The following is a 21,797-nucleotide window of genomic DNA, read 5'->3' on the forward strand; positions in this document are numbered from 1 at the left end:
TCTGGGGAGAGCGACGGGGCATGAACGCGAATGATCTGCTGATCGGCATACCATCCGGACTTCCGGCGCTCCCGGACGCGGAGAACCCCTTCCTGACGCCCGACGCTCTCATCGATGCCCAGATCACCCGGGTCATCGTCGATGTGCTGGGCGGATCGGTCGGCGTGCTCCTCGAACTGCGTCAATCCTCGCGCCTCCGCGGCAACACCGCCCTGCTCCGGGTGAAGGATGTCGCGCAGCAGAACTGGCTGTGCACACGGACCGCCAACGAGTTCACGGCCTGGTCGATCACCGGTTCGAGGGTGTACCCCCGCGAGCGGGAGTTCCAGCTGATCATCGATTGCCTCCCCGTGGGCACCCTGCGCATCGTGGGCTCGGCGGCAGAGTTCGTCCTCCTCGACGCAGCCGGACTCGACAGCGCGCCCCCGGACTACCGCTCCGCCCCTCAGTCCCTCGTCAGGTTCGGCGTCGCGGACGAGAACACCCCGGTCGAGCCGATCGGTGTGGCGCGATCCTTGCCGCTGCTGTAGCGCAAGGGGTTTCCGCTCGACACCTCCCGGCGGCGTAGCGTGAGAGACATGTCGGACACGGGAGCAGCAGATCGAGCGAAGCCTTCGACTCCTCTGCAGATTCGACGGCAGACCTGGACGTACATCGGGCGTCGCGCGATCCAGGAGTTCGTCCGTGACGGGTGCGTGGACGCGGCGGCCGCCCTGACCTTCTTCGCCGTCCTCTCGGTCTTTCCGGCAGGGCTGGCGGTGATGGCGCTGGTCGGAGTGCTCGCGGATACCGACGAGGTGCTCGATCGGCTGCTCACGCTCCTCGCCGAGGTCGCGCCCCCGGCAGTGACCGACACGCTTCGTGCGCCGTTGACCGATGCGGCAGGCACGTCCGCTGCGGGCATCACCTTGATCGTGGCCATCGTCACCGCCGTGTGGTCCGCCTCGATCTATGTGAGCGGATTCGGTCGGATACTGAACCGGATCTACGGCGTCCCGGAAGGGCGACCCTACTGGAAGCGCAAGCCCTGGCAGCTCGGCGTCACCGTCGTGCTCCTCGCCCTCGCGCTGGTGGTCGTCGGGGTGGTCGTCCTCTCCGGGCCCGTCGCGCGTGCGGCCGGACATGCTCTGGGCATCGGCGACACGGCTTTGGGCGTCTGGAACGTCGTGAAGTGGCCGGTCCTGGCCACAGCCGTCGTCATGATGATCACCCTGCTCTACAAGGGCACCTCCAATCTGAAGCAGCCCCCGCTTCGGTGGTTGGGCCTCGGCGCCGCGTTCGCCGTCGGGGTACTCTCCCTCGCCTCTGCCGGCCTCTTCATCTACGTGTCCAACTTCGCCGACTACAACCGGACGTTCGGCTCCCTCGCCGGGGTCGTGGTCTTCCTCCTGTGGTTGTTCGTCATCAACGTGGCCCTGCTGATCGGCGCCGAGTTCAACGCGGAACTCGAACGCGGCAGGCAGCTCCAGGCCGGGCAGAAGGCGGAATCGGAGTTGCAGCTCCCCCTCCGCGAGTCCACCGGGGTCGACCGGACCGAGCGCTCGCGCGAGATCACGATCGAACGCGGCACCCGTCTCCGCCGAGGGGAGACGCTCTCACCGCGCGAAGACACGGTGTTCCGGAGGGCCAAGAGGTTCCTGGATCGCCTCTGGCATCGAAACGATCGACGCTCCTGACCCCACGCTGTCGCGAGGTCGTCAGGGCAGGCGGCGGACGGTGTCGTCCAGCCGCTCGAGCACGGGGGCGGCATCGGTGTGCGGCGGATCCGTGGCGACGTAGGCCGAGCGGAACGCGGCGATCTCATCCCGCAACCGCAGACGATCTCCCCCGGTCATCGCGGCCTCCAGCCGTTCGAGGAGCCCGACGCCCGCACGCACGACGAGCGGGTGCCTCATCCCGTACGTGCGAAGGGCCAGAAGCGCGTCGGCGATCAGCTCGATGGGAGACGGCCAGCGGCAGACGACCCGCAGTTCGCCGTCGTCGCCGGGATACCTTCCGTCTGCCGCCGGACGGCCGCAGAGGGTCACGAGGGCCGAGCTCAGCGCATCGATCGCAGCCACCGCCGTGTAGGGGTCGTTGGTTCCCGCTGCGAGCCCGCGGACGCCGATCTCGGTCAGCCCCTGAACGGCGAAACCGAGGTCCTGGTGGGGAGTGCGCGCTGCTCCGACGGCGATCGCGGACGTGATCGCCTTCGACGCCGCCTTCTCCGTGCTCTCGTCCCGCCCCTGATTCCGGGAAGCCAGAGACTGAGCGATCACCTGGCCCTCCAGCACGTGGGTTCCCGGCGGCGTGGCTATGCGGACGACGACCTGATGCGCGCGTGCGAAAGCGACGAGGTCCTCAAAGTCGACGTATTGCACATAGCCCGAGGCGGTGGCGAAGAACTCCTCGTGGACGATGAGGTCATCCGGTTCCGTCGTCACCGTGTCACGGTCCGACGCCTCGGGATAGAGGAGGTCGATGACCTCGACGAGCTCCCTCAGCACCCGCCCCTGCAGGGTGGTCACCTGGACCGACCTGGCGATGTGGTGGATGAAGTACACGAGCACCGCGACGTCGGCGATCGCCAGGAAGACGGCGAACGTCACTGCCGTGACGGGGACGAACGCAGAGATCGAGTCCTGCTCGGTCCGCACCGCGCGCAGCACCACCAGCGTGTAGAGGAACGTCGAGGTGAGGACCGCGAGGACGAACTGGTTCCCGCGGTCCGCCATGAAGTTCCGCACCAGGCGGGGACCATAGGCCGATGATGTCGTGGCCAGCACCGAGATCGTGATCGAGAAGGATGTCGCCGCCACCCCGAGCATGGTCCCGCCGATGACGGTGAGGATCGCGCGCCCGCCCGTCGCGGACAGATCCGCCAGGAGGGCGCCCGACGTATCGCCGTTCGCGAGCAGCAGGCGGTCGAGCTCGGTCAGTCCGATCGCGAGGGCGATCGCCGCCACCCCGAACACCGTCGGCAGGAACCAGAAGGACTCGCGAGCGCGAAGGAACCAGGTACGCATTCCCGAAGGTTAGTCGTGGATCGGCCCACAGCACACGACCTGACGCGCGGCGGGGGCGGATGCCCTCCCTGGAAAAAGTGCGGAGACGAGGGGATTTGAACCCCTGGTCCCCGTGAGGGGACTCCACCTTAGCAGGGTGGTGCACTCGGCCGGACTATGCGACGTCTCCAGGCATCCGACCCGAAAGCACGGATGCACCTCACCATCATAACCGGAATGGCCAGCTGTCACGAACCGGCGCCCGCATCGCCCGGAAAGGGTGACACTCGCCGAGCGCTCGGTCCGCACGGATGTCACGATGAGCGTGCGACGCCGCCCGTACCCGCCCCGGAGACTCTCCTCCGGCCCTCCGGCTCCCGCGCCGTCGACAGACGGGGGCGAGGTGCGACATGACGAGGATGCGAGAGTTCCAGACGGGTGCGACGCCGACGTCCGGCACCGTCTTCGACGGGGTGTCGGGATACGTGATCATCTTCGCGCTGCTCGTCGTCTCCTACGCCTTGTGCGCGGCACAACGCGCCACGGATCCGAGCCCGTGGGCGTTCCTGGTCATCCTCGTGATGGTCGCCGTCGTGTTCCGCGTGACGGGGACACCGCCGGTGATCCAGCACGTTGCCTGGGTGATCCTGTCGGCGGCCGGGCTCGCGACGATCATCACGGCGCTCAGCAGCGCGGGCGGGCACGTGCTCGACATCGCGTTCTCGACCGCGACCATGGTCGCGCTCCTCGTGGCGCCGGTCGCGATCATCGGTCACCAGGTGAAGCGGCGTGGGCTCAACCTCGAAGCGCTCCTGGCGGCCATCACGGCCTACGTCTTCGTCGGCCTCTTCTTCACGTTCGCCTTCAACCTGCTCTCCCTCGTCTCCCCCGCCTCGATCTTCGACGGCACGGACGACGACTCGCTCGCCCACCAACTCTTCTTCTCGTTCACGACGCTCACGACCACCGGCTACGGCAACCTCGTCCCCTCGACCGCGACGTCGCAGGCGATCGCCGTCGCAGAGGCGATCACGGGCCAGCTGTTCCTCATCACGGCCGTCGCGCGCATCATGCGCGGCGCAGGTGCTCGCGCGGGAGTCCCCGCCACCCCCTCCGAGGAGTCACCCTGAGCGAGCGGGCGTCATCGCCGTGGACCGCCCCGCAGCTCACTCCCCGGCGTTCGCCGCGGCCACCAGCTGCTCGATCTGCTCGAACGTGACGGGCAGCCCGGGGAATCCGGCGAGGCGGCCGATCGGGAACGATGCCATCATCTTCTGCATCGCGTCGTCGTTCGGCATCATCGACGCGGCAGCCGCATCGCCACCACCCATCAAGCCACCGAGGGCCTGCTGCACGATCGGCCCCGCGACCGGGTGGGACATCAGATCGCCGACCGAGGAGTTCATGGTCAGCTCCTGATGCACCGGGTCGCCCGCGATCTCGACCGAGACGGTCGAGCGGAGGTCGCGGCTCGACGCAGCGACATCGACCGCGTAGGTGCCGCTCTCGACGATCCAGCCATCGACGCGCACGTCCCAGTAGGCCAGGTCCTCGCGCCGGACGATGAGCTCGACGACGCGCGCCTCCCCTGCGCCGAGGGCGACGGACGCGAACGCCTTGAGTTCACGAGGCGCCCGCTGCACGATCGACTGCCTCGGGGCGACGTAGACCTGCACGACCTCACGGCCGTCACGGTCGCCGGAGTTCGTGATCTCGACCCTCACGGTGATGTCGCCGTCCGTGCCGACCTCGGCCGTCGCGGGGCCGTACTCGAACGTCGTGTACGAGAGCCCGTGGCCGAACGGGTAGGTGACATCCAGGCGTTTCGCGTCGTACCAGCGGTAGCCGACGAGCAGCCCTTCGCCGTAGCGCACATGCCCGAACTCTCCCGGGAAGTTGCCGTAGGAGGGGTTGTCCTCCAGCCGCACGGGCACGGTCTCGGTGAGCTTGCCGGAGGGGTTGACGACGCCGTAGAGCACGTCGGCCACAGCGCCACCTCCGGCCTGCCCCAGCAGCCAGCTCTCGACGATGGCCGGCACACGGTCCGCGAAGGGGAGAGCCACCACTCCGCCGTTGGACAGCACCACCACCACGCGAGGGTTCACCTCGAGCACGGCATCCAGCACCGCGAGTTGTGCTGCGGGCAGGTCGATGTGCTCGCGATCGAAGCCCTCCGACTCCTCCGCGGCAGGCAGACCGAGGAAGAGCACGGCCACGTCTGCGGAGCCCGCCGCGTCGACAGCCTCGGCGCGGAGGTCATCAGCCGACCGTCCCTCTGCCGCGATGGCGCCGCCCTCGACCGCGAAACCGGGCGCGTACGTGACCTGCTCCCCGCCGAAGGCCCGCATCTCGTCCAGCGCCTTGTCGATCCGGGTGGGATTGATCAGCGATGAACCCGCCCCCTGGAAACGGGGTTCGGTCGCGAAGGCCCCGATCACGGCGACCTTCTGGTCCTTCTGCAGAGGCAGCAGTGCGTCATCGTTCTTCAGCAGAACGATCGACCGTCCTGCGGCCTCACGGGCGAGTGCATGGTGCGCGTCGACATCGAGCGGGCCTTCCGCGACCGGGCGCGCGCTCGCCTTGCGAACGAGGTCGATCGCGCGGTCGGCTGCGGTGTCGAGGACACTCTCGTCGAGGGTTCCGGCGCGCACCGCGGCGACGAGCTGTGCGTCCGTGCGTCCGCCGGAGGCAGGCATCTCCAGGTCGAGGCCCGCAGCGACACCGACGACGCGATCGTTCACCGCGCCCCAATCCGAGACGACCAGACCGTCGAAACCCCAGTCATCACGGAGCACGCTGGTGAGCAGCCAGGGATCCTCCGAGGTCCAGACCCCGTTGAGCTTGTTGTACGAGCACATGACGGTCCAGGGCGACGCGTCCTTCACGACACGCTCGAATCCGCGCAGGTAGATCTCGCGAAGCGGACGGGGGTCGACGTCGGAGCTCGCCCGCATCCGGTCGAACTCCTGGTTGTTCGCCGCGAAGTGCTTGAGCGAGGTGCCGACCCCTTGCGACTGGATGCCTCGGACCGAGGCGGCCCCGAGCACTCCGGAGACGATCGGGTCCTCGGAGAAGTACTCGAAGTTTCGTCCGCACAGCGGCGAGCGCTTGATGTTGATGCCCGGTCCGAGCACGACGGCGACGTCCTCGATCGCGGCCTCCACACCGATCGCCGCACCGACCCGCTCGATGAGTTCGGGGTCGAAGGAGGAGCCGATGCCGACGGCGGGCGGGAAGCATGTGGCGGGAACGCTGCCGGCGAGGCCGAGGTGGTCGGTGCTGCCCGCCTGTTTGCGGAGACCGTGAGGACCGTCGGTCATCATCACCGAGGGGATGCCGACCCGATCGACGGCTTTCGTGGTCCAGAAGTCCGCGCCGCTGGTGAGCGATGCCTTCTCCTCGAGGGTGAGGTCGGATGCCGAGATCTCGGTCATGGTCTTCCTTTCGCGGGGACAGCGATGTCTTGCGAAAACCTTACGTGATTCAGTATTAGATTTCAAACAACATTCAGGATTACGCTCGTGATCATGGTTCGACGAGGTTCATACGCGAAGGGCGTCGCGCGACGCGAGGAGATCCTCGAGAGCGCCCTCGACGTGATCGGGCGCAAGGGGTATCAGAACGCCTCGCTCAAGGAGATCGCCGAGGTGGTCGGTGTGACCCCCGCCGCACTGCTGCACTACTTCGGCTCGAAGGAGGAGCTCTTCACCGAGGTTCTCCGCAAGCGCGACGAGCACGACGGCCTGGATCCCTCCGTCGCCGGGGCCGCCGGAGCCCGCGACGGCTTCCTCGAGGTCATCCGCCACAACACGCAGGTGCCGGGACTCGTCGCCCTCTTCTCCCGGTTGTCCGTGGATGCCGCCGATCCCGAGCATCCGGCCCACGCCTACTTCCTCGAGCGCAGCGAGCGCCTGCGCGGGACGATCGCGGAGAGCTTCGCCACCGAGGAGCAGCGTCCGGCGCTCGACCCCGAGACGCTGGCGCGGATCATCCAGGCCGCGTCGGACGGCCTCCAGCTGCAGTGGATGATCGACCCCTCGGTCGACATGCCCGGCATCATGACCGCGCTGATCGACGCTCTCGCCCCCCACGCCTCTCCCCACCCGTGACGCCGAGACCCCGCCTTCTCGTCGAGACCCCGCCCTGGGGGCGACAACGGCCGGGGGTCTCGGTGGGAGAGGGGGGTCTCGGCTAGCCCTTGACGGCTCCCCCCAACCCCGCCGAGCGCAGGAACACGGATTGGAACAGCAGGAACATCGCGATCGGGATCAGCGTCGCGATCGCCAACGCTGCCAGGAACACGTCGAGCTCGGTCTGCGACTGCACGGCCGGAAGACGGACCGACAGCGGCTGCACCGACGGATCCGGCAGCACGAGCATCGGCCAGAGGTAGTCCTTCCACGCCGCGATGATCGCGAACACGGAGACCACGCCGAGGATGGGCTTCGACATGGGCAGCACGATCGACCAGAACAGGCGGAAGGGGCCGGCACCATCGGTCCGCGCCGCCTCGAACACTTCGCGGGGCAGGCTGTCGAAGAACCGCTTCACCAGCAGGATGTTGAACGCGTTGGCGCCCATGGGCAGCCAGACCGCAAGGTAGTTGTTGAGCAGGCTCACATCCCCGAGGAGCGGTGGGTGGACGATCGTCAAGTACAGCGGCACGAGCAGCACGATGCCCGGGATGAACAGCGTCGCCAGCACCAGCGCGTTCAGGATGGGGGCGTACCGCGGCCTCAGCACCGAGAGCGCATAGCCGCCGGTGGTCGCGATGAGCAGCTGGACGAACCAGGCGCCGAGCGCGATGATCACCGTGTTGAAGAAGTACTGATCGATGTGTATGTCGTTCCACGCAGTCGACAGGTTCTCCCAATCGGTCCCGTTCGGCCAGAGCGCGAACGGCTGCTGCAGCGTGTCCTGCGTCGGCGTGACGGCCGACTTCGCCAGCCACAGAATCGGCCCGAGTCCGGCGATCACCAGCCCGACGGTGAGGAACACATGCGTGAGCGACATGCCGACGCGGATGCCACGCCGCCGCCGCTCCGAGTCCGAGATGACGGTGCGGTCCCCGACGCGATCGGCGGCCTTCTCCGCTGCCTTCTCCGCCGCACGGGTCGAGAGGCGGGTGGTGAGACTCATGTCGTGCTCCAACGGTCGGTCAGCCTGAAGTACAGCCAGGAGAGCAGGGCGAGGACGATCGCGAGCAGGACCGAGACGGCCGTCGCCTCTCCGTAGTCGCCGCCCAGACTGTTGCGGAAGGCCTTGTCGTAGATGTACAGCAGCACGGTCTTGGTCGCCCCGGCAGGGCCGCCCCCGGTGAACAGGAACGGTTCGAGGAAGACCTGAGCGGTCGCGATGATCTGCAGGATCAGCATGATGAAGAGGATGCCGCGCAGCTGCGGCAGCGTGACGTGCCAGATCTTCTTCCAAATTCCGGCACCGTCCACCTCGGCGGCGTCGTAGAGTTCGGGTGGCACCCCGAGGAGCGCGGCGAGGTAGATGATGATCGAGCCTCCCGCTCCGGCCCAGGTGGCTTCCAACACGAGGGACGGCATCGCCTGCACGGCATCCTGGATCCACGGTTGCGGGGGGATGCCGACATATCCGAGCACGGTGTTGAACACACCGGAAGGGTCGGCACTGTAGAAGAACTTCCACAGCAGCACGGCGACCACGGGCGGGATGACGACGGGGAGGTAGGCGAGGGCCGAGTAGATGCCTTTGCCGCGGCGCACCTCGCTCATCAGCACGGCCATCAGGAGCGGCAGCGGAAAACCGAAGAGCAGAGCAAGCACAGCGAACCACAGCGTGTTGATCACGGCCCGACCGAGTTCCGGATCACCGATCACCGCGACGTAGTTGTCGAACCCGACCCATTCGGAGACGATCAGGTTCGTCTTCTGCAAGCTCATGATCACGGACTGCACGATGGGCGACCACGAGAAGAAGACGAACACGAAGAGCATCGGGAGCACGAACAGGAGGTTCGCGAGCCCGCCGCCGCGGAACCACGTGAGCGGCGAGCGGCGACGGGAGGTGCGCACAGCGGGCGGCGGAGAATCCTCCACCGCCGCCCGCTGCTCGGAGAGCGTCATCGTCATGAAGCGTTACTCGTCGAGCTTCGCCTGCGCATCGGTCTGCGCCTGAGCGAGCAACGCGTCGATGTCGGCATTCTGATCGGTGAGCACCTTCTGCACGACGGTGTCGAGGAGCGCGTAGACCTCCTGGGTCTTCACCTTCGGCTCACCGACCGGCGTCTGATCCCAGATACGGTCGCTGAACGGCGCCATCTGTTCGACGGGCACGTTGATGTAGTCGGCGATCCACTCCTGCGACTCGTCGTACAGCTCACGGCTGAGCACCGGCAGGAGCGGGGTGCCGACTGCCTGGCCCGACTCGTTCAGGGTCTTGGCGTCGAGGACGGCGGCGTCCTCATCCATCAACTTCTGCATGTAGTACCAGTCGATCCACGTCACCGCCGCCGCTTTCGTCGCGTCGTCGACCGTGGGGCTGATCACCGCGATGTCACCGCCGCCGAGAGTCCCCGGGTCGTCGCCCTCCATCGGCACGACGGTCATGCCGTAGATCGACGGCTCCATGCCGAAGTCGCGGACGAGAGCAGTGTAGATGTCGGAACCCGACGTGTACATGCCGATGTTGCCGGCCGCGAACTCCTGGTTGATCGTGCCCCAGTCGAGGTCGACCTTGGAACCGAACGAGCCGTCCTCCCACTTCAGGTCGTGCAAGAACTGCAGCGCGGCCGTGGTGGCGTCGTTGTCGATCGTCGACTCCGCGGTGCCGTCACCGTTGTCAATCTGCGTGCGGCCCCCGCGCGCCACGGTCTGCGAGGTGAGCTGCCAGCCGCCCGTGTTGTTGATCGCCATCTGCGCGTAGCCGGCTTTGCCCGTCGCGTCGGTGATCGCCTTCGCGGCCGTGCGGATCTCGTCCCACGTCTGAGGCGGGTTGTCGGGATCGAGCCCCGCCGCCTCGAACAGGTCCCGGTTGTAGTGCAGCGCTGCTGCGTAGGCCTGGCGTGGGAAACCATAGATCTTCCCATCGGAGCCGGTGACCCCGTCGAGGATGATCGGATTGAACTTGTCTGTGTAGCCGAGCTCCTCGATCGCGTCGGTCACGTCCATCAGCTGCCCGTTCTCGAGCAGTGTCTTGGAGTCGGTGAAAGGCACGGTGAACACGTCGGGCAGGCTGCCACCGGCGAGCTGCACCGCGAAGGTCGGGCCCTCCCACTCGTACTCGACGCCGATGATGTCGATGTCGGGGTGCTCCTCCTCGAACTGCTTCTCCTGGGCGGCGAACGCCTCATAGGCCGCGGCGTCGGCTCCCGGCGGGAACGTGGCGACGCGCAGCTCGGTCTTGCCATCGGCACCGTCATCGCCGCTCGACGTGCAGCCGGCGAGTGCGCCGACCGTGGCGAGCACGGCGACGCCGGCGACCAGGGCTTTCGTTGGTGACTTCATTGTCAGTCCTTCCATGTGATGCGGATCGGGTGGTGCAGGGCTACTTGTGCGCTCGCGGAGAGCGCCCGGGAACGGCTCGAAGAGCGAGCCAGACAGTGGAGTCGGGGGGCAGTGCGCCACCGTCGAGGAGCGTGCTGGCGAGCAGCACCTCATGGTGCGCGGGCAGCGGTACCGGCACCGCGCCGAGGTTGGTGATGCTGACCGTGCCGTCGCCGCGACGGAACGCGAGGACATCGGCGCCGAGCTCGAGCCACTCCAGTTCGCTTCCGGCGAAGTCGTCGATGCGTCGGCGCACCGTGATCGCCGCACGGTAGAGGTTCAACGTCGAGCCCGGATCGGCGTTTTGGGCCTCGACCGAGAGCCCCGCCCAATCGGCAGGTTGCGGGAGCCACGGCGCTCCGCCGAACCCGTAGGGGCTCGACGCGCCCGCCCACGGCAGCGGCACGCGGCAGCCGTCCCGTCCGGGGTCGACACCGCCGGAGCGGAAGTGCATCGGATCCTCGATCACGTCGAGCGGAAGCTCCACCTCGGGGAGGCCGAGCTCGTCCCCTTGATAGATGTAGAGGCTCCCGGGGAGGGCGGCGACCAGCAGCGCCGCGGCCCGTGCTCGGCGCGCTCCCCGCTCCACGTCGGTCGCGGTGCCGCGCCGCTTGCGCTCGAAGGCGAACGAGGAGTCCGCCTGCCCGTAGCGCGTCACCGGACGGGTCACGTCATGGTTGGAGAGCACCCACGTGGCCGGAGCTCCGACCGGCTCGTGCTCGGCGAGCGTGCGGGTGATGGAGTCGCGCATCGCCCGCGCGCTCCACGGCTGCGTCATGAACCCGAAGTTGAAGGCCGTATGCATCTCCCCCGGACGCAGATAGCGAGCGAATCGCTCCGGATCGTCGAGCCAGACTTCGCCGACGAGCACCCGCTCGCCGTCGTACTCGTCGGCCACGGCACGCCAGTCACGGTAGATGTCGTGCAACTCGTCACGGTCGATGTGCGGGTGCCCCGCCGTCGGAGTGCCGCCGGCGGGTAGGTCGGGCAGTGCCGGGTCCTTGACCGGAAGGGCGGCGGAGTCGATGCGGACGCCCGCGACGCCCCGGTCGAACCAGAAGCGCAGGACGTCCTCGTGCTCGCGGCGCACGTCGGTGTGGTTCCAGTTGAGGTCGGGCTGCTCGGGAGTGAACAGGTGCAGGTACCACTCGCCGGGGGTTCCGTCGGGGTTGTGCGTGCGCGTCCACGTCTCGCCCTGGAAGCTGGAGACCCAATTGGTGGGGATGCCGGAGCCGTCGGCGCCCCGACCGGGGTGGAACCAGAAACGCTCGCGCTCGACACTGCCCGGCCCTGCGGCCAGTGCCTGCTGGAACCACTCGTGCTGGTTCGAGATGTGGTTCGGCACGATGTCGACGATCGTGCGGATGCCGAGTTCGAGCGCCTCCGCGATGAGCTGCTCGGCCTCTTCGAGGGTGCCGAAACGGGGGTCGATGCGCCGGTAGTCCTGCACGTCATAGCCGCCGTCGGCGAGCGGACTCTGGTACCACGGCGTGAACCAGAGCGCATCGACTCCGAGGCTCTTGAGGTATCCGAGGCGAGAGCGCACGCCGGCGAGATCGCCGATGCCGTCGCCGTTGCCGTCCGCGAAGCTGCGCACGTACACCTGGTAGATGACGGCCGTGCGCCACCACCCCTCACCCGCGGGCATCGTCAGGGTGCGGACAGGTGCCGCGCTGCGCAGAACGTCAGTGTCCACGGAACTCCTCGTCGTCGGGGGCGATGAGTTGAATGTAGCTTTTCCGTGCTCTTAACGCAAGAAGTAAACGAGTTGTTGGAAATTTGCGATGCACTGCAGGCGCACGAAACCGTTCGTCGCGACGCCGGTGCGCCTCCCGGTCAGGCCACCGGACCCGTCGAAGACCGCAGGACCAACTCGGGCTCGAACAGCAGCTCGTCGCTCGGCCGCGAGGTTCCGGCGATCTGTGCGAGCAGCAGCGCGATCACGGCGCGCCCCATCGACTCGATCGGTTGCCGCACGGTCGTCAGCGGTGGCTCGGTGCAGCTCATCAGCGCCGAGTCGTCGAAGCCGACGATGCTCACGTCACCGGGAACCGCGAGCCCCGCCCGCCGCGCGGCGCGCACCGCGCCGAGGGCCATCGGATCACTCGCACAGACGATCGCCGTGGCCCCGGCGGCGAAGAGCCGCGCCGCGCCGGCCTGCCCCGATTCGAGCGAGTACATGCCGCGCACCACGAGTTCTTCGGGCAGCGGCTCACCGAGCTTCTCCAGCAGACGACGCGCAGACTCGAGCTTGCGCTGCGACGGGACGTGATCGTCGGGCCCCAGGAGGAGACCGATGCGTCGATGCCCGAGCTGATGCACGTGGAGCACCGCCTGTTCGGCCGCCGCCGCGTCGTCGGTCGAGACTGTCGCGAACTGCAGCTCGGGCACGCGGGCGTTCACGAGAACCGTCGGCAGGTTCACCTGGCGCAGCCGCTCATAGTGCTCGTGCGCGGCATCCGCCTGTGTGTAGTTTCCGCCGAGGAAGATCACTCCCGAGACCTGCTGCGCGAGAAGCAGGTCAACGTAGTCCGACTCCGTCACGCCGCCCGCGTTCTGCGTGCACAACAGAGGCGTGTAGCCGTTCTGAGTGAGCGCGCCGCCGACGATCTCGGCGAAGGCGGGGAAGATCGGATTCTGCAGCTCGGGGAGCACCAGACCCACCAGACGCGCCCGCTCGCCGCGAAGCTTCGTCGGCCGTTCGTATCCGAGCACGTCGAGCGCGGTCAGAACCGCCTGCCGCGTGGCATCGGAGACCCCCGGCTTGTCGTTGAGCACACGGCTGACCGTGGCTTCGCTCACTCCGACCTTGCGCGCCACCTCGGCGAGTCGCTTCGACATGGGGTCAGCTTACGCAAATCCTTGCAAGACTGCGCAAGCGAATTGCACGGAGCGCGGGCGTCTCAGCGGACGTTGCCGTTGGAGCAGGTCGTCTGCGCGGCCGAGTTGCCCTTGATCGAGTCCGGCAACGCCACCACGGTGTCCGGGGTCGCCGTGGGATCCGGCGTGGCCTCCGTGACGGGCTCCGTGGGCTCCTGCACGATCACCCCGTCGTTGCTGGTGTTCTGGTGCGTGATCTGCAGCTGCGCGTTCGCCTCGATCGCATCCCAGAGGGCTGCGGCAGCCTCCTGGTTCGGGACGACCTTGTTCGAATCGGCGTAGTCCGCCCCGGTCGGGTACTGCACGAAGACGATGTCCTCGAACGGCACCGACTTCACCGCGAGCGCGATCTGCACGAGCGTCATCGGGTTGTTCGCCAACGAGGTGCTGGCTTCCAGATTGCTGAGCGCGGTGTTGGCGAGCTTGAGCATGACCGGGACGTTACCGAGCACCTCACCACTGATCATCTTGCGGGCGAGGCTCGACATGTACTGCTGCTGGTTGCCGATGCGGCCGAGGTCGCTACCGTCACCGACACCGTGGCGCGTCCGCAGGAACTGGAGGGCCTGCAGGCCTTCGACGGTGTGCGTGCCCGCGGCCATGTCGAGGCCGGTGTAGCGGTCCTTGATCGGATTGGCGAGGCACACGTCGACGCCGCCGATCGCGTTGGTGATCTCGATCACGCCGCCGAAGGTGACGGAGGCCGCGAACTGGATCTCCTGATCCGTCAGCTCCGAGATCGTCTTGACGACGCAGTTGAGACCACCGTCGGTGTACGCCGTGTTGAGCGGCTGCTTGCTCATCGCCGAGCGGACGTTGCCCTCGTCGTCGACGCACTCCGGGATCGGGATCATCAGGTCGCGGGGGAAGCTCACGACGGTGATGCGACGCGGCTCCTGAGAGACGTGCACCAGGAGATTCACGTCGTTGAGGGTGCCGCCGGCATCGCTACCGGTGCACCGTTCGCCGAACAGACCCGCGTACTTCTCTTCGCAGGTGTCGACGCCGGTGAGGACGAGGTTGAAACCTTCTTCATACTCACCGATGTCCGGCGGGACCGCCTCCTGACCCTCGAGGTCGACGGCGTTCGCGGCGACCGTGCTCGAGAAGTCGTAGGCGATGTAGGCCGCGACACCGAACCCACTGACGAGCACCACTGCCAAACCGATCGCGATGAGCTTCAGCAGCTGGTTGACGGGACCGGGGGTCGCCAGCTGACCGTGTCGCGCGACCGTGCGGCGGCGGCGGGGGTTCTCGCTCACTCGGGGCCTTTCGGATTCAGCGCCGGTGAGGGGCCACCGTGCTCAGCTGCGGAGGGTGTGGGATTCGAACCCACGAGACATCTCTGCCCACTGGTTTTCAAGACCAGCTCCATCGGCCGCTCGGACAACCCTCCTCGACAGACGCATCTGTCGACAAGGCGTGAGTCTAGCCGAGTTCTATTCTCCTGCGCTGACCTGGGCGGGTGCTGGAAGCGTGTCGAGGGCCTGTGCCAGGCCGCCGTCCTGCACGTCTGCCGTCACCTCGCTCGCGGCATCCTTCACTTCCGCGGGGGCCTGACCCATCGCCACGGCCCGTCCGTCGAGGGCACGCGCCCAGCCGAACATACCGATGTCGTTGCGACCGTCGCCGGCGACGAGGACGCGCCCTCCGTCGAGTCCCAGTTCGGTGCGCACCAGCTCCAGTGCGGTCCCCTTGTCGACGCCCTGGGGGGCGATGTCCAGCCAGGCCGTCCAACCGATCGCGTACGAGACCTCGTTGAGGCCGGCATCCGCGACGAGCCGGTGGAAGTCGTCCTCGTCGTGCCCGGGCGAGACGACCACGATGCGCGACACCGGGAGTCGGCCGAGCTCCTCGAAATCGACCTGGCGACCGCCGTCGAGCGTCCAGTCGTCGAGCTGCTCGGTGTACAGCCGCTGCCCGGAAGCGAGCTCGACCATGTACCGGGCCTTGGGCAGACGGTCGCGTAGCAGTCCGAGAACGGGGGTCGGGTCGAACGTCTCGACGCTCCAGCGCTCCCAGTCGTCTCCGTCGCGACGCATCGTGACCGCGCCGTTGGAGCACACGACATAATCCGCGGTGAGGCCGAGCTCTTCGACGTAGCGCCGCGTCGCCATCCAGCTGCGCCCGGTCGCGATCGTGACCACGTGTCCGGCATCGCGAACCCGCGCGATCGCTTCGGGAACTCCGGGACTCATGGTCTCGTCCTGCAGCAGGATCGTTCCGTCGACGTCGAGACCGACGAGCCAGGATGCCGTCACCGAGCTGCCCGCCCCTCGTCGAGCGGCCGGATCACGTCGAGGCCGCCGAGGTACGGGCGCAGAACCTCGGGCACCCGCACCGAGCCGTCGGCCTGCTGATGCGTCTCGAGCAGCGCAACGATCCAGCGGGTGGTGGCGAGTGTTCCGTTGAGCGTGGCGACGTGCTGCGTCTTCGCCGCGCCTTCTGACGCGTCGACCGCCGGCCGGTAGCGGACGTCAAGGCGGCGGGCCTGGAACGTGGTGCAGTTCGAGGTCGACGTGAGTTCACGGAACGCGCCTTGAGTGGGCACCCACGCTTCGATGTCGTACTTGCGCGCGGCGCTCGACCCGAGGTCTCCCGCGGCGACGTCGATCACGCGATAGGCGAGGCCAAGCGAGGTCAGCATCTCCTCCTGTAGCGCGACGAGGCGAAGGTGCTCGGCCTCGGCATCCTCCGCGGTCGTGTAGACGAACATCTCGAGCTTGTTGAACTGGTGGACGCGGATGATGCCGCGGGTGTCCTTGCCGTGGGAGCCGGCCTCGCGCCGGTAGCACGTCGACCACCCCGCGTAGCGGAGGGCGCCGTCGCCGAGATCGACGATCTCGTCCTTGTGGTACCCGGCGAGCGCGACCTCGCTGGTGCCGACCAGGTAGAGATCGTCGTCCTTGTCGAGGTGATAGACCTCGTCGGCGTGCTCACCGAGGAAGCCGGTCCCCTGCATGATCTCGGGGCGCACGAGGGTCGGCGTGATCAACGGCACGAAACCGTTCTGCAGCGCCTTGTCGAGCGCGAGGTTCATGAGCGCGATCTCGAGGCGCGCGCCGATGCCGCGCAGGAAGTAGAACCGCGCGCCGGAGACCTTCGCGCCGCGCTCCATGTCGATCGCGCCGAGAAGCTCGCCGAGCTCGAGGTGGTCGCGCGGCTCGAAGTCGAAGGCGGGTACGTCTCCGACCCGGCGCAGCTCGACGAAGTCGGCCTCACCGCCGGCCGGCACCCCGTCGATCACGACGTTCTCGATCCGGGCGAGCGCAGCGGATGCCGCGTCGGCTGCGTCGTTCGCCGCGTGCTGGGCCTGCTTGACGCGCTCCGCCAAGTCCTTGGCCTGCGCGACGAGCGCCGCCTTCTCTTCCTTCGGGGCTTTCGCGACCTGCTTGCCGAAAGCGTTCTGCTCCGCACGCAACTCCTCGAAGGCGGACAGCGCAGCCCTCCGCGATCGATCGGCCTCGAGTGCGACGTCGACGGTGCTCTGGTCGTTTCCACGAGCAGCCTGCGAACGGCGGACGGTCTCCGGTTCTTCGCGGAGGAGTGCGAGGTCGATCATCTTCCAAGTCTACGGTGCGGCGGACGCCACCCCTCGGCCGCACGGATGCGCGCAGTCCGCGAGACCCGGCATCGCGGATTAGAGTAGCGCCATGACCACGCCCGCCCTCGTCCGACGACAGGCGGCGCTCGTCTACAACCCGATCAAGGTCGACGGGAAGCACCTCCGCGAAGCCGTGAGGGACCTGTCCCGCGAAGCGGGGTGGGAACACCCGGCTTTCTACCCGACGACGGTGCAGGATGCCGGGCAACAGGCCACTGCACAGGCTCTCGAACGCGGCGTCGACGTCGTCCTGGTGGCGGGCGGCGACGGCACGGTCCGCGCCGTGTCCGAAGCGATCGCGAACACCGGAGTCCCGTTGGCGATCCTGCCCAGCGGCACCGGGAACCTCCTCGCCCGCAACCTCGGACTTCCGCTCGCCGACCCGAAGGAGATGATCCGAGCCGCTCTCGGCGGCTTCCGGCACGCGATCGACATCGGCTGGGCGCGCCTGACCAGAGCCGACGGTGAGGAGCAGGAACACGCCTTCGTAGTGCTCGCCGGCATGGGCCTGGATGCGGACATGATCGCGAACACCCGCTCGAACCTGAAGAAGTCGGTCGGATGGATCGCGTACGTCGACGGCGCCGCGCGGTCACTGCCCCGCGCGAAGCCCTTCCGTGCGGTCTACCAGGTCGATGACGGCCGCCTGCATTCGCATCGCGCGTACAGTCTGCTCTTCGCGAACTGCGGGACCCTTCCCGCCGGCATCGCTCTGATCCCCGACGGGTCGATCACCGACGCATCCCTCGACATCGCCGTCATCAAACCCACCGGGGTCCTCGGATGGTTCGCCGTCTGGCGCAAGATCTGGTGGGACAACTCGGTGCTGCGGCGATTCCGTGCCGGGCGTCGCGTGCTCGAACGTCGCGGCAAGAACGCCTCGGTGCACTACTTCCACGGGGCAGCCGCCGAAGCAGCTGTGCCCGGGCCGATCCCGATCGAACTCGACGGGGATGAATTCGGTGAAGCCGTGCGGATCACCTGCTGGGCCGACCCGGGGGCGCTCCTGCTGGCGCTTCCCCCCGGCCACCCGGTGCACATGCTCTGAGAGCGACGGCGACGCTACCGGACCTCGACCGTTCCGTCGAGACCGCCGCCGACCAGCGTCAGCGTGAAGGTGCCGTCGTCCTCGACGGTGTCATCGCCGAACGCGAGCATAGTCGCCCGCGGCCCCATGTCCATCGTGCAGACCTGATCGTCATCGGTGACGAAGGTGGCGGTGCCGGAGGTACCGGAGCCCTCGAGGGACTCCACGACCGGGATGCAGCTCGAGGATCCCCAGGTGAGCAGCACGAGAGCACCGTCGTCGAACCAGCCGGCGGTCGGCAGGTACTCGGTCGAGCTTCCAGGCGTTCCTGCGGCAGCGGGGTCGCCGTCGAGGTCGATGTCGTCGGTGAGATCACCGTAGGTGACGTTCAGGGTGATGTCCTTCGTCGGGTCCACGCCTTCGGGCAGGGCGCCGAGGCTCGCCCGCGGAGCGAGATCGGCCGTGCACGGCTTCTCCGCCTCCGCGGCCGGATCCGCCAGTGTCACGGTCACGGTCTGGCCCTCGCCGGTGACCTGGTCCACCTGCGGCACGCAGGTCGAGGATCCCCACGTGACGACCGCGAACATGCGGCCGTCATCGAGCAGGGCGCCCTCCATGTCGTTCTGATCGTCGACGTCTCCGGCGCTCGGAGCCGGTGAACTCGTCGGGGTGTCCGCACCCGGCCCGGCGGTGCACCCTGCGACGAGGAACGCGGCGGCGATGAGGCCGACGACGGAGGCGAGGGGACGCAGCGCGGAGGTCATGCACACAGGGTATCCCGCGCCGTGATCACCCGGAAGGCACTCGCGAGCTACTGCAGGGCGGAGGTGAGACGCGCCAGGTTGTCGAGCACGGTGGAGCGCAGCGGCTGCTGCATCCACTCCTCGAGGGTCAGCTCGCGGCTGAGCGAGCGGTACTTGTCCTCGACTTCGCGCATCTCGGCGACGAACTCCTCGCCCCGCACCAGCATCGAGACCTCGAGGTTCAGACCGAAGGAGCGCATGTCCATGTTGCTGGACCCGATGACCGCGACCCCGTCGTCGATCGTGAGCGTCTTGGTGTGCAGGATGTACGGCTTGCGATACATCCAGATCCGCACGCCGGCCTTGAGCAGCACCTCGTAGTAGCTGCGCTGGGCGTGGTAGACCATCGCCTGATCGCCCTCCTCCGACACGAAGAGCTCCACGTGGACGCCTCGGTCGACGGCTGCGGTCACCGCCAGCAGGAGCGCTTCGTCGGGGACGAAGTAGGGGCTGACGATCATGATCTTCTTCTTGGCCGCGTACAGCAGCCCGAGGAAGAGCCGGAGGTTGTTCTCGACCTCGAACCCCGGTCCCGACGGCACGACCTGGCAGTCGAGGTCGCCCGAGCCGATGTTCGCATGGGCGATGTCGATCCCCTCGAGGACCGTATCGGTCTCGCTGTACCAGTCGGCCACGAAGATCGCGTTGACACTCAGCACCACGGGACCGTCCAGACGGACCATGAGATCGACCCAGTGCAGACCGCGCTTGATGTTCTTCGGCAGGTTGTAGGTCGAGTCCGTGATGTTCTGCGAGCCCAGGAACGCGACGTTGCCGTCGACGACCAGGAGCTTGCGGTGATTGCGCAGGTCAGGACGCTGCATCTTGCCCTTGAACGGCTGCACGGGAAGCATCAGATGCCAGTCGGCACCCATGGCGTCGAGACGGGCGATGGTCTGCTTGTACCGGGGCTTGCCGCGGTTGGCCCAGTGATCGAGGAGGACTCTCACCTCGACACCACGCGCCGAGACCTCTTCGAGCGCTCGGAAGAAGTTGTCCGTCGACGCATCCGCTTGCAGGATGTAGAACTCGACGTGCACGTACTCCTGAGCGGTGCGGATGGCCTCGGCCATCTCGTCGAGGGACTCCTGGTAGTCCGAGATCAGGTGGGCGCCGTTGTCACCCGAGAGCGGCAGCGCGCCGAGCTTCTGATTCATCTGGACGATGGGCCCCAACCACTCGGGGGCGTTCGGACGCAGAGTCCCGAAGTGCAGGTGCTCACTCGTCTGGGCGATGTACTCGTTGATCTGGTCCTGCTTGCGCCGCCGGGCACGCGGAAGCCGTGGGTTTCCGATCAGCAGGAAGAGGAACACGCCGACGAACGGGATGAAGAAGACCGCGAGGAGCCAGGCCATCGCGGCCGTCGGTCGGCGATTGCGCGGGATGACGATGATCGCCGTCACGCGGATGACGATGTCGAGGGCCACGAGGAAGGCGGCTATCCACCAGCCCCAGGTCTCCGCGGTCATCGTGTCCCCTCACACCGTGGTGACGATCACCTCGGACTCACACCGGAGCCGGTGTGCTGGCTTCACAGTAGCGGATGGGTCGGACTCAGACGCGCGGCGGGAGGCCGCGCGCCGCGCGCTCTTCGGCCTCGATCTGCGCGTGGACCTTGCGCTCTTTGCGATCGAAGCGAAGGATGCCGCGGAGCACGAAGACGAACACGATGCTCACTCCGACGGTCGGCAGGAGAGACCATGCCGCGGCGAGCCAGAAGTTGTCCATCACCCCATGGTACGCGAGCCACTCTTCGTGCACATTCCCGCTCTTTCAGGATCCGCGTCCACAGCCCGCCTCTTCCGCCCTGCGTGGCCACGCGTTCCGCGACACTCTCGGCATGACAACAGTTCTTCGTGCCACCGATTCCGCCGCGTTCCTCGCCCTGGTCCCCCCTCTCGCCGGGTTCACACCTCGTCGGAGCATCGTCCTGCTCCCTTTCTGCGGCGCCCGCACGGAAGGAGCCATGCGGCTGGACCTCCCCGACGACGAGACCGATCTCGAGCACTACGCTCATGCGGCGGTCGGCCTGGCGTCCCGCGTCACCGGCACCGATGCCGTGGCACTCGTGGTCTACACCGACGAGGAGTCCCAGGCCACCCGCGACGGGCTCGTGCTGCCGTACGCCGTTGCCGTCGACGAGGTGCTGGGGTCCGCGGAGGATGCCGGTCTCCGAGTGGTCGACGCGCTCTGTGTGACGCCGTCGGGATGGTCGAGCTATCTCGACCCGGCGCCGCGTCTCCACCCCCTCGCGGAGGTCCTCCCGCCCGCGGAGGTGCCATCGGTGGGCGATGTCTCGGGGGATCAGTGGGCCGGAGCGGAACTCCCCGTGGTCGACCTCGCAGAGAAGGAAAGGGTCGGGCGAGCGATGCAGGAGCTGACGGCACTGCTCGATCAGGAGGAGACGGGACGCAGCGCGCGTGTGACCGGACGCGAGAACCCCCAGCTGATCGCCGCGCTCGTGCTGTTGGAAGACATCCCGGCGCTCTTCGAGTCCGTGCTCGCGACTCCCGATACGCTCCCGCCGTTCGCGACCGCGACGTTGCTGTGGTGTCTCGAGCGCCCGCTTCTGCGAGATGTCGCGATCGCCCAGTGGGCCACCGATCTCCTCGGCGGCAAGCGCGCCTACAGCGCACAGATGGCCTTCGCGACCAGCGGCGAGATGGTCCCGGACGAACTGGGGCGGTTGTTCCTGGGGCAGGGGCCCGGCCCGGACCCGGAACGGCTTCGCGTCGCCCTCTCGGCCGTCCGCGCGGCGGCCGCACGGGCACCGCGGGCTTCACGACCGGCACCGCTGACGGCGGCGGCGTGGTTGTCCTGGGCCCTCGGCCGCGCCACGCATGCGGGTCACTACCTCGACCTGGTGCGCGAGATCGATCCCGGCTACTCTCTCGCAGCGTTGCTGGAGACCATGATCGGCAGCGCCCTGTTGCCGGAATGGGCGTTCCGTCGGGGCTCGGCACAATGAACGCCGGGCCCCGCGGA

The 21,797-nt window shown here is 67.7% G+C and carries 19 protein-coding genes and 2 tRNA genes; 6 read left to right on the forward strand and 15 right to left on the reverse strand.

The window, feature by feature from the left end; translation table 11 throughout:
• Positions 1 to 20: 20 nt before the first annotated feature.
• Together ACLF6J_RS08125 and ACLF6J_RS08130 are read left to right on the forward strand one after the other, a co-directional pair.
• The gene (locus tag ACLF6J_RS08125; RefSeq protein ID WP_134352951.1) at positions 21 to 530 is read left to right on the forward strand and encodes a hypothetical protein; all 510 of its coding nucleotides are present in this window, start codon (positions 21 to 23) and stop codon (positions 528 to 530) included.
• A 48-nt stretch (positions 531 to 578) separates the two neighbouring features.
• Entirely contained in the window at positions 579 to 1,676 is a 1,098-nt protein-coding gene (locus ACLF6J_RS08130) for a YihY/virulence factor BrkB family protein (RefSeq protein WP_134352950.1), read from the forward strand.
• Between the two features lie 21 nt (positions 1,677 to 1,697).
• Here ACLF6J_RS08130 and ACLF6J_RS08135 read toward each other — a convergent pair whose 3' ends face one another.
• Complete coding sequence (locus ACLF6J_RS08135; RefSeq protein WP_134352949.1) at positions 1,698 to 3,005, reverse strand: DUF2254 domain-containing protein; 1,308 nt, start codon at positions 3,003 to 3,005, stop codon at positions 1,698 to 1,700.
• An 80-nt stretch (positions 3,006 to 3,085) separates the two neighbouring features.
• Positions 3,086 to 3,174, reverse strand: a tRNA-Ser gene (locus tag ACLF6J_RS08140).
• Between the two features lie 220 nt (positions 3,175 to 3,394).
• On the opposite strand from ACLF6J_RS08140, the gene ACLF6J_RS08145 reads away from it, so the two are divergent.
• Positions 3,395 to 4,114, forward strand: a complete 720-nt coding sequence (locus ACLF6J_RS08145; RefSeq protein WP_134352948.1) for an ion channel — start codon at positions 3,395 to 3,397, stop codon at positions 4,112 to 4,114.
• A 36-nt stretch (positions 4,115 to 4,150) separates the two neighbouring features.
• Here the strand turns inward: ACLF6J_RS08145 and ACLF6J_RS08150 are convergent, their stop codons facing one another.
• Positions 4,151 to 6,418: a glycoside hydrolase family 3 C-terminal domain-containing protein gene (locus tag ACLF6J_RS08150; RefSeq protein WP_134352947.1), complete on the reverse strand. Its 2,268-nt coding sequence runs from the start codon at positions 6,416 to 6,418 to the stop codon at positions 4,151 to 4,153.
• Positions 6,419 to 6,511: 93 nt separating this feature from the next.
• On the opposite strand from ACLF6J_RS08150, the gene ACLF6J_RS08155 reads away from it, so the two are divergent.
• Complete coding sequence (locus ACLF6J_RS08155; RefSeq protein ID WP_134352946.1) at positions 6,512 to 7,093, forward strand: TetR/AcrR family transcriptional regulator; 582 nt, start codon at positions 6,512 to 6,514, stop codon at positions 7,091 to 7,093.
• A gap of 82 nt (positions 7,094 to 7,175) precedes the next feature.
• Here ACLF6J_RS08155 and ACLF6J_RS08160 read toward each other — a convergent pair whose 3' ends face one another.
• The 9 genes from ACLF6J_RS08160 to serS form a co-directional block, all read right to left on the reverse strand.
• Positions 7,176 to 8,123, reverse strand: coding sequence for a carbohydrate ABC transporter permease (locus ACLF6J_RS08160; protein WP_134352945.1), 948 nt, complete (start codon positions 8,121 to 8,123; stop codon positions 7,176 to 7,178).
• Entirely contained in the window at positions 8,120 to 9,085 is a 966-nt protein-coding gene (locus ACLF6J_RS08165) for a carbohydrate ABC transporter permease (RefSeq protein WP_194239344.1), read from the reverse strand. The genes ACLF6J_RS08160 and ACLF6J_RS08165 overlap by 4 nt, the downstream gene beginning before the upstream one ends.
• 6 nt (positions 9,086 to 9,091) lie before the next feature.
• Positions 9,092 to 10,459: an ABC transporter substrate-binding protein gene (locus ACLF6J_RS08170; protein WP_134352944.1), complete on the reverse strand. Its 1,368-nt coding sequence runs from the start codon at positions 10,457 to 10,459 to the stop codon at positions 9,092 to 9,094.
• Between the two features lie 40 nt (positions 10,460 to 10,499).
• Entirely contained in the window at positions 10,500 to 12,146 is a 1,647-nt protein-coding gene (locus tag ACLF6J_RS08175; RefSeq protein ID WP_134353949.1) for a glycoside hydrolase family 13 protein, read from the reverse strand.
• A 188-nt stretch (positions 12,147 to 12,334) separates the two neighbouring features.
• Positions 12,335 to 13,339 carry a LacI family DNA-binding transcriptional regulator gene (locus ACLF6J_RS08180; RefSeq protein ID WP_134352943.1) on the reverse strand — a complete coding sequence of 335 codons (1,005 nt, stop codon included), beginning with the start codon at positions 13,337 to 13,339 and terminating at the stop codon, positions 12,335 to 12,337.
• A gap of 62 nt (positions 13,340 to 13,401) precedes the next feature.
• Complete coding sequence (locus tag ACLF6J_RS08185) at positions 13,402 to 14,640, reverse strand: LCP family protein (protein WP_047521255.1); 1,239 nt, start codon at positions 14,638 to 14,640, stop codon at positions 13,402 to 13,404.
• Positions 14,641 to 14,689: 49 nt separating this feature from the next.
• Positions 14,690 to 14,774 (reverse strand) — tRNA-Ser (locus ACLF6J_RS08190).
• 43 nt (positions 14,775 to 14,817) lie between these two features.
• Positions 14,818 to 15,639, reverse strand: coding sequence for an HAD family hydrolase (locus ACLF6J_RS08195; RefSeq protein ID WP_134352942.1), 822 nt, complete (start codon positions 15,637 to 15,639; stop codon positions 14,818 to 14,820).
• Positions 15,636 to 16,940 carry a serine--tRNA ligase gene (gene serS, locus ACLF6J_RS08200; RefSeq protein ID WP_131492924.1) on the reverse strand — a complete coding sequence of 435 codons (1,305 nt, stop codon included), beginning with the start codon at positions 16,938 to 16,940 and terminating at the stop codon, positions 15,636 to 15,638. Before serS ends, ACLF6J_RS08195 begins: the two co-directional genes overlap by 4 nt.
• Before the next feature lie 91 nt (positions 16,941 to 17,031).
• On the opposite strand from serS, the gene ACLF6J_RS08205 reads away from it, so the two are divergent.
• Positions 17,032 to 18,030, forward strand: coding sequence for a diacylglycerol/lipid kinase family protein (locus ACLF6J_RS08205; RefSeq protein WP_134352941.1), 999 nt, complete (start codon positions 17,032 to 17,034; stop codon positions 18,028 to 18,030).
• A 14-nt stretch (positions 18,031 to 18,044) separates the two neighbouring features.
• Here ACLF6J_RS08205 and ACLF6J_RS08210 read toward each other — a convergent pair whose 3' ends face one another.
• The 3 genes from ACLF6J_RS08210 to ACLF6J_RS08220 form a co-directional block, all read right to left on the reverse strand.
• Positions 18,045 to 18,773: a hypothetical protein gene (locus ACLF6J_RS08210; protein WP_134352940.1), complete on the reverse strand. Its 729-nt coding sequence runs from the start codon at positions 18,771 to 18,773 to the stop codon at positions 18,045 to 18,047.
• A 47-nt stretch (positions 18,774 to 18,820) separates the two neighbouring features.
• On the reverse strand, positions 18,821 to 20,281 hold the full coding sequence (gene cls, locus ACLF6J_RS08215; protein ID WP_047521265.1) for a cardiolipin synthase: 1,461 nt from the start codon (positions 20,279 to 20,281) through the stop codon (positions 18,821 to 18,823).
• Between the two features lie 85 nt (positions 20,282 to 20,366).
• Positions 20,367 to 20,540 (reverse strand): hypothetical protein, encoded by a 174-nt coding sequence (locus tag ACLF6J_RS08220; protein ID WP_165875449.1) that lies wholly within the window; start codon positions 20,538 to 20,540, stop codon positions 20,367 to 20,369.
• Between the two features lie 112 nt (positions 20,541 to 20,652).
• On the opposite strand from ACLF6J_RS08220, the gene ACLF6J_RS08225 reads away from it, so the two are divergent.
• A complete protein-coding gene (locus ACLF6J_RS08225; RefSeq protein WP_134352939.1) occupies positions 20,653 to 21,780 on the forward strand; it encodes a DUF4192 family protein in 1,128 nt (375 codons plus the stop codon).
• Positions 21,781 to 21,797: the final 17 nt, after the last annotated feature.

Origin of the sequence: Microbacterium sp. IO18 (genome assembly GCF_049099505.1) — a bacterium.
GTDB lineage: Bacteria > Actinomycetota > Actinomycetes > Actinomycetales > Microbacteriaceae > Microbacterium > Microbacterium aurugineum.

Coding starts and splice junctions, on each gene's coding strand:
- ACLF6J_RS08125 (WP_134352951.1), top strand. CDS start 21: ATGAACGCGAATGATCTGCTGATCGGCATACCATCCGGACTTCCGGCG.
- ACLF6J_RS08130 (WP_134352950.1), top strand. CDS start 579: ATGTCGGACACGGGAGCAGCAGATCGAGCGAAGCCTTCGACTCCTCTG.
- ACLF6J_RS08135 (WP_134352949.1), bottom strand. CDS start 3,005: ATGCGTACCTGGTTCCTTCGCGCTCGCGAGTCCTTCTGGTTCCTGCCG.
- ACLF6J_RS08145 (WP_134352948.1), top strand. CDS start 3,395: ATGACGAGGATGCGAGAGTTCCAGACGGGTGCGACGCCGACGTCCGGC.
- ACLF6J_RS08150 (WP_134352947.1), bottom strand. CDS start 6,418: ATGACCGAGATCTCGGCATCCGACCTCACCCTCGAGGAGAAGGCATCG.
- ACLF6J_RS08155 (WP_134352946.1), top strand. CDS start 6,512: ATGGTTCGACGAGGTTCATACGCGAAGGGCGTCGCGCGACGCGAGGAG.
- ACLF6J_RS08160 (WP_134352945.1), bottom strand. CDS start 8,123: ATGAGTCTCACCACCCGCCTCTCGACCCGTGCGGCGGAGAAGGCAGCG.
- ACLF6J_RS08165 (WP_194239344.1), bottom strand. CDS start 9,085: ATGACGATGACGCTCTCCGAGCAGCGGGCGGCGGTGGAGGATTCTCCG.
- ACLF6J_RS08170 (WP_134352944.1), bottom strand. CDS start 10,459: ATGAAGTCACCAACGAAAGCCCTGGTCGCCGGCGTCGCCGTGCTCGCC.
- ACLF6J_RS08175 (WP_134353949.1), bottom strand. CDS start 12,146: ATGCCCGCGGGTGAGGGGTGGTGGCGCACGGCCGTCATCTACCAGGTG.
- ACLF6J_RS08180 (WP_134352943.1), bottom strand. CDS start 13,339: ATGTCGAAGCGACTCGCCGAGGTGGCGCGCAAGGTCGGAGTGAGCGAA.
- serS (WP_131492924.1), bottom strand. CDS start 16,940: ATGATCGACCTCGCACTCCTCCGCGAAGAACCGGAGACCGTCCGCCGT.
- ACLF6J_RS08205 (WP_134352941.1), top strand. CDS start 17,032: ATGACCACGCCCGCCCTCGTCCGACGACAGGCGGCGCTCGTCTACAAC.
- ACLF6J_RS08210 (WP_134352940.1), bottom strand. CDS start 18,773: ATGACCTCCGCGCTGCGTCCCCTCGCCTCCGTCGTCGGCCTCATCGCC.
- cls (WP_047521265.1), bottom strand. CDS start 20,281: ATGACCGCGGAGACCTGGGGCTGGTGGATAGCCGCCTTCCTCGTGGCC.
- ACLF6J_RS08220 (WP_165875449.1), bottom strand. CDS start 20,540: ATGGACAACTTCTGGCTCGCCGCGGCATGGTCTCTCCTGCCGACCGTC.
- ACLF6J_RS08225 (WP_134352939.1), top strand. CDS start 20,653: ATGACAACAGTTCTTCGTGCCACCGATTCCGCCGCGTTCCTCGCCCTG.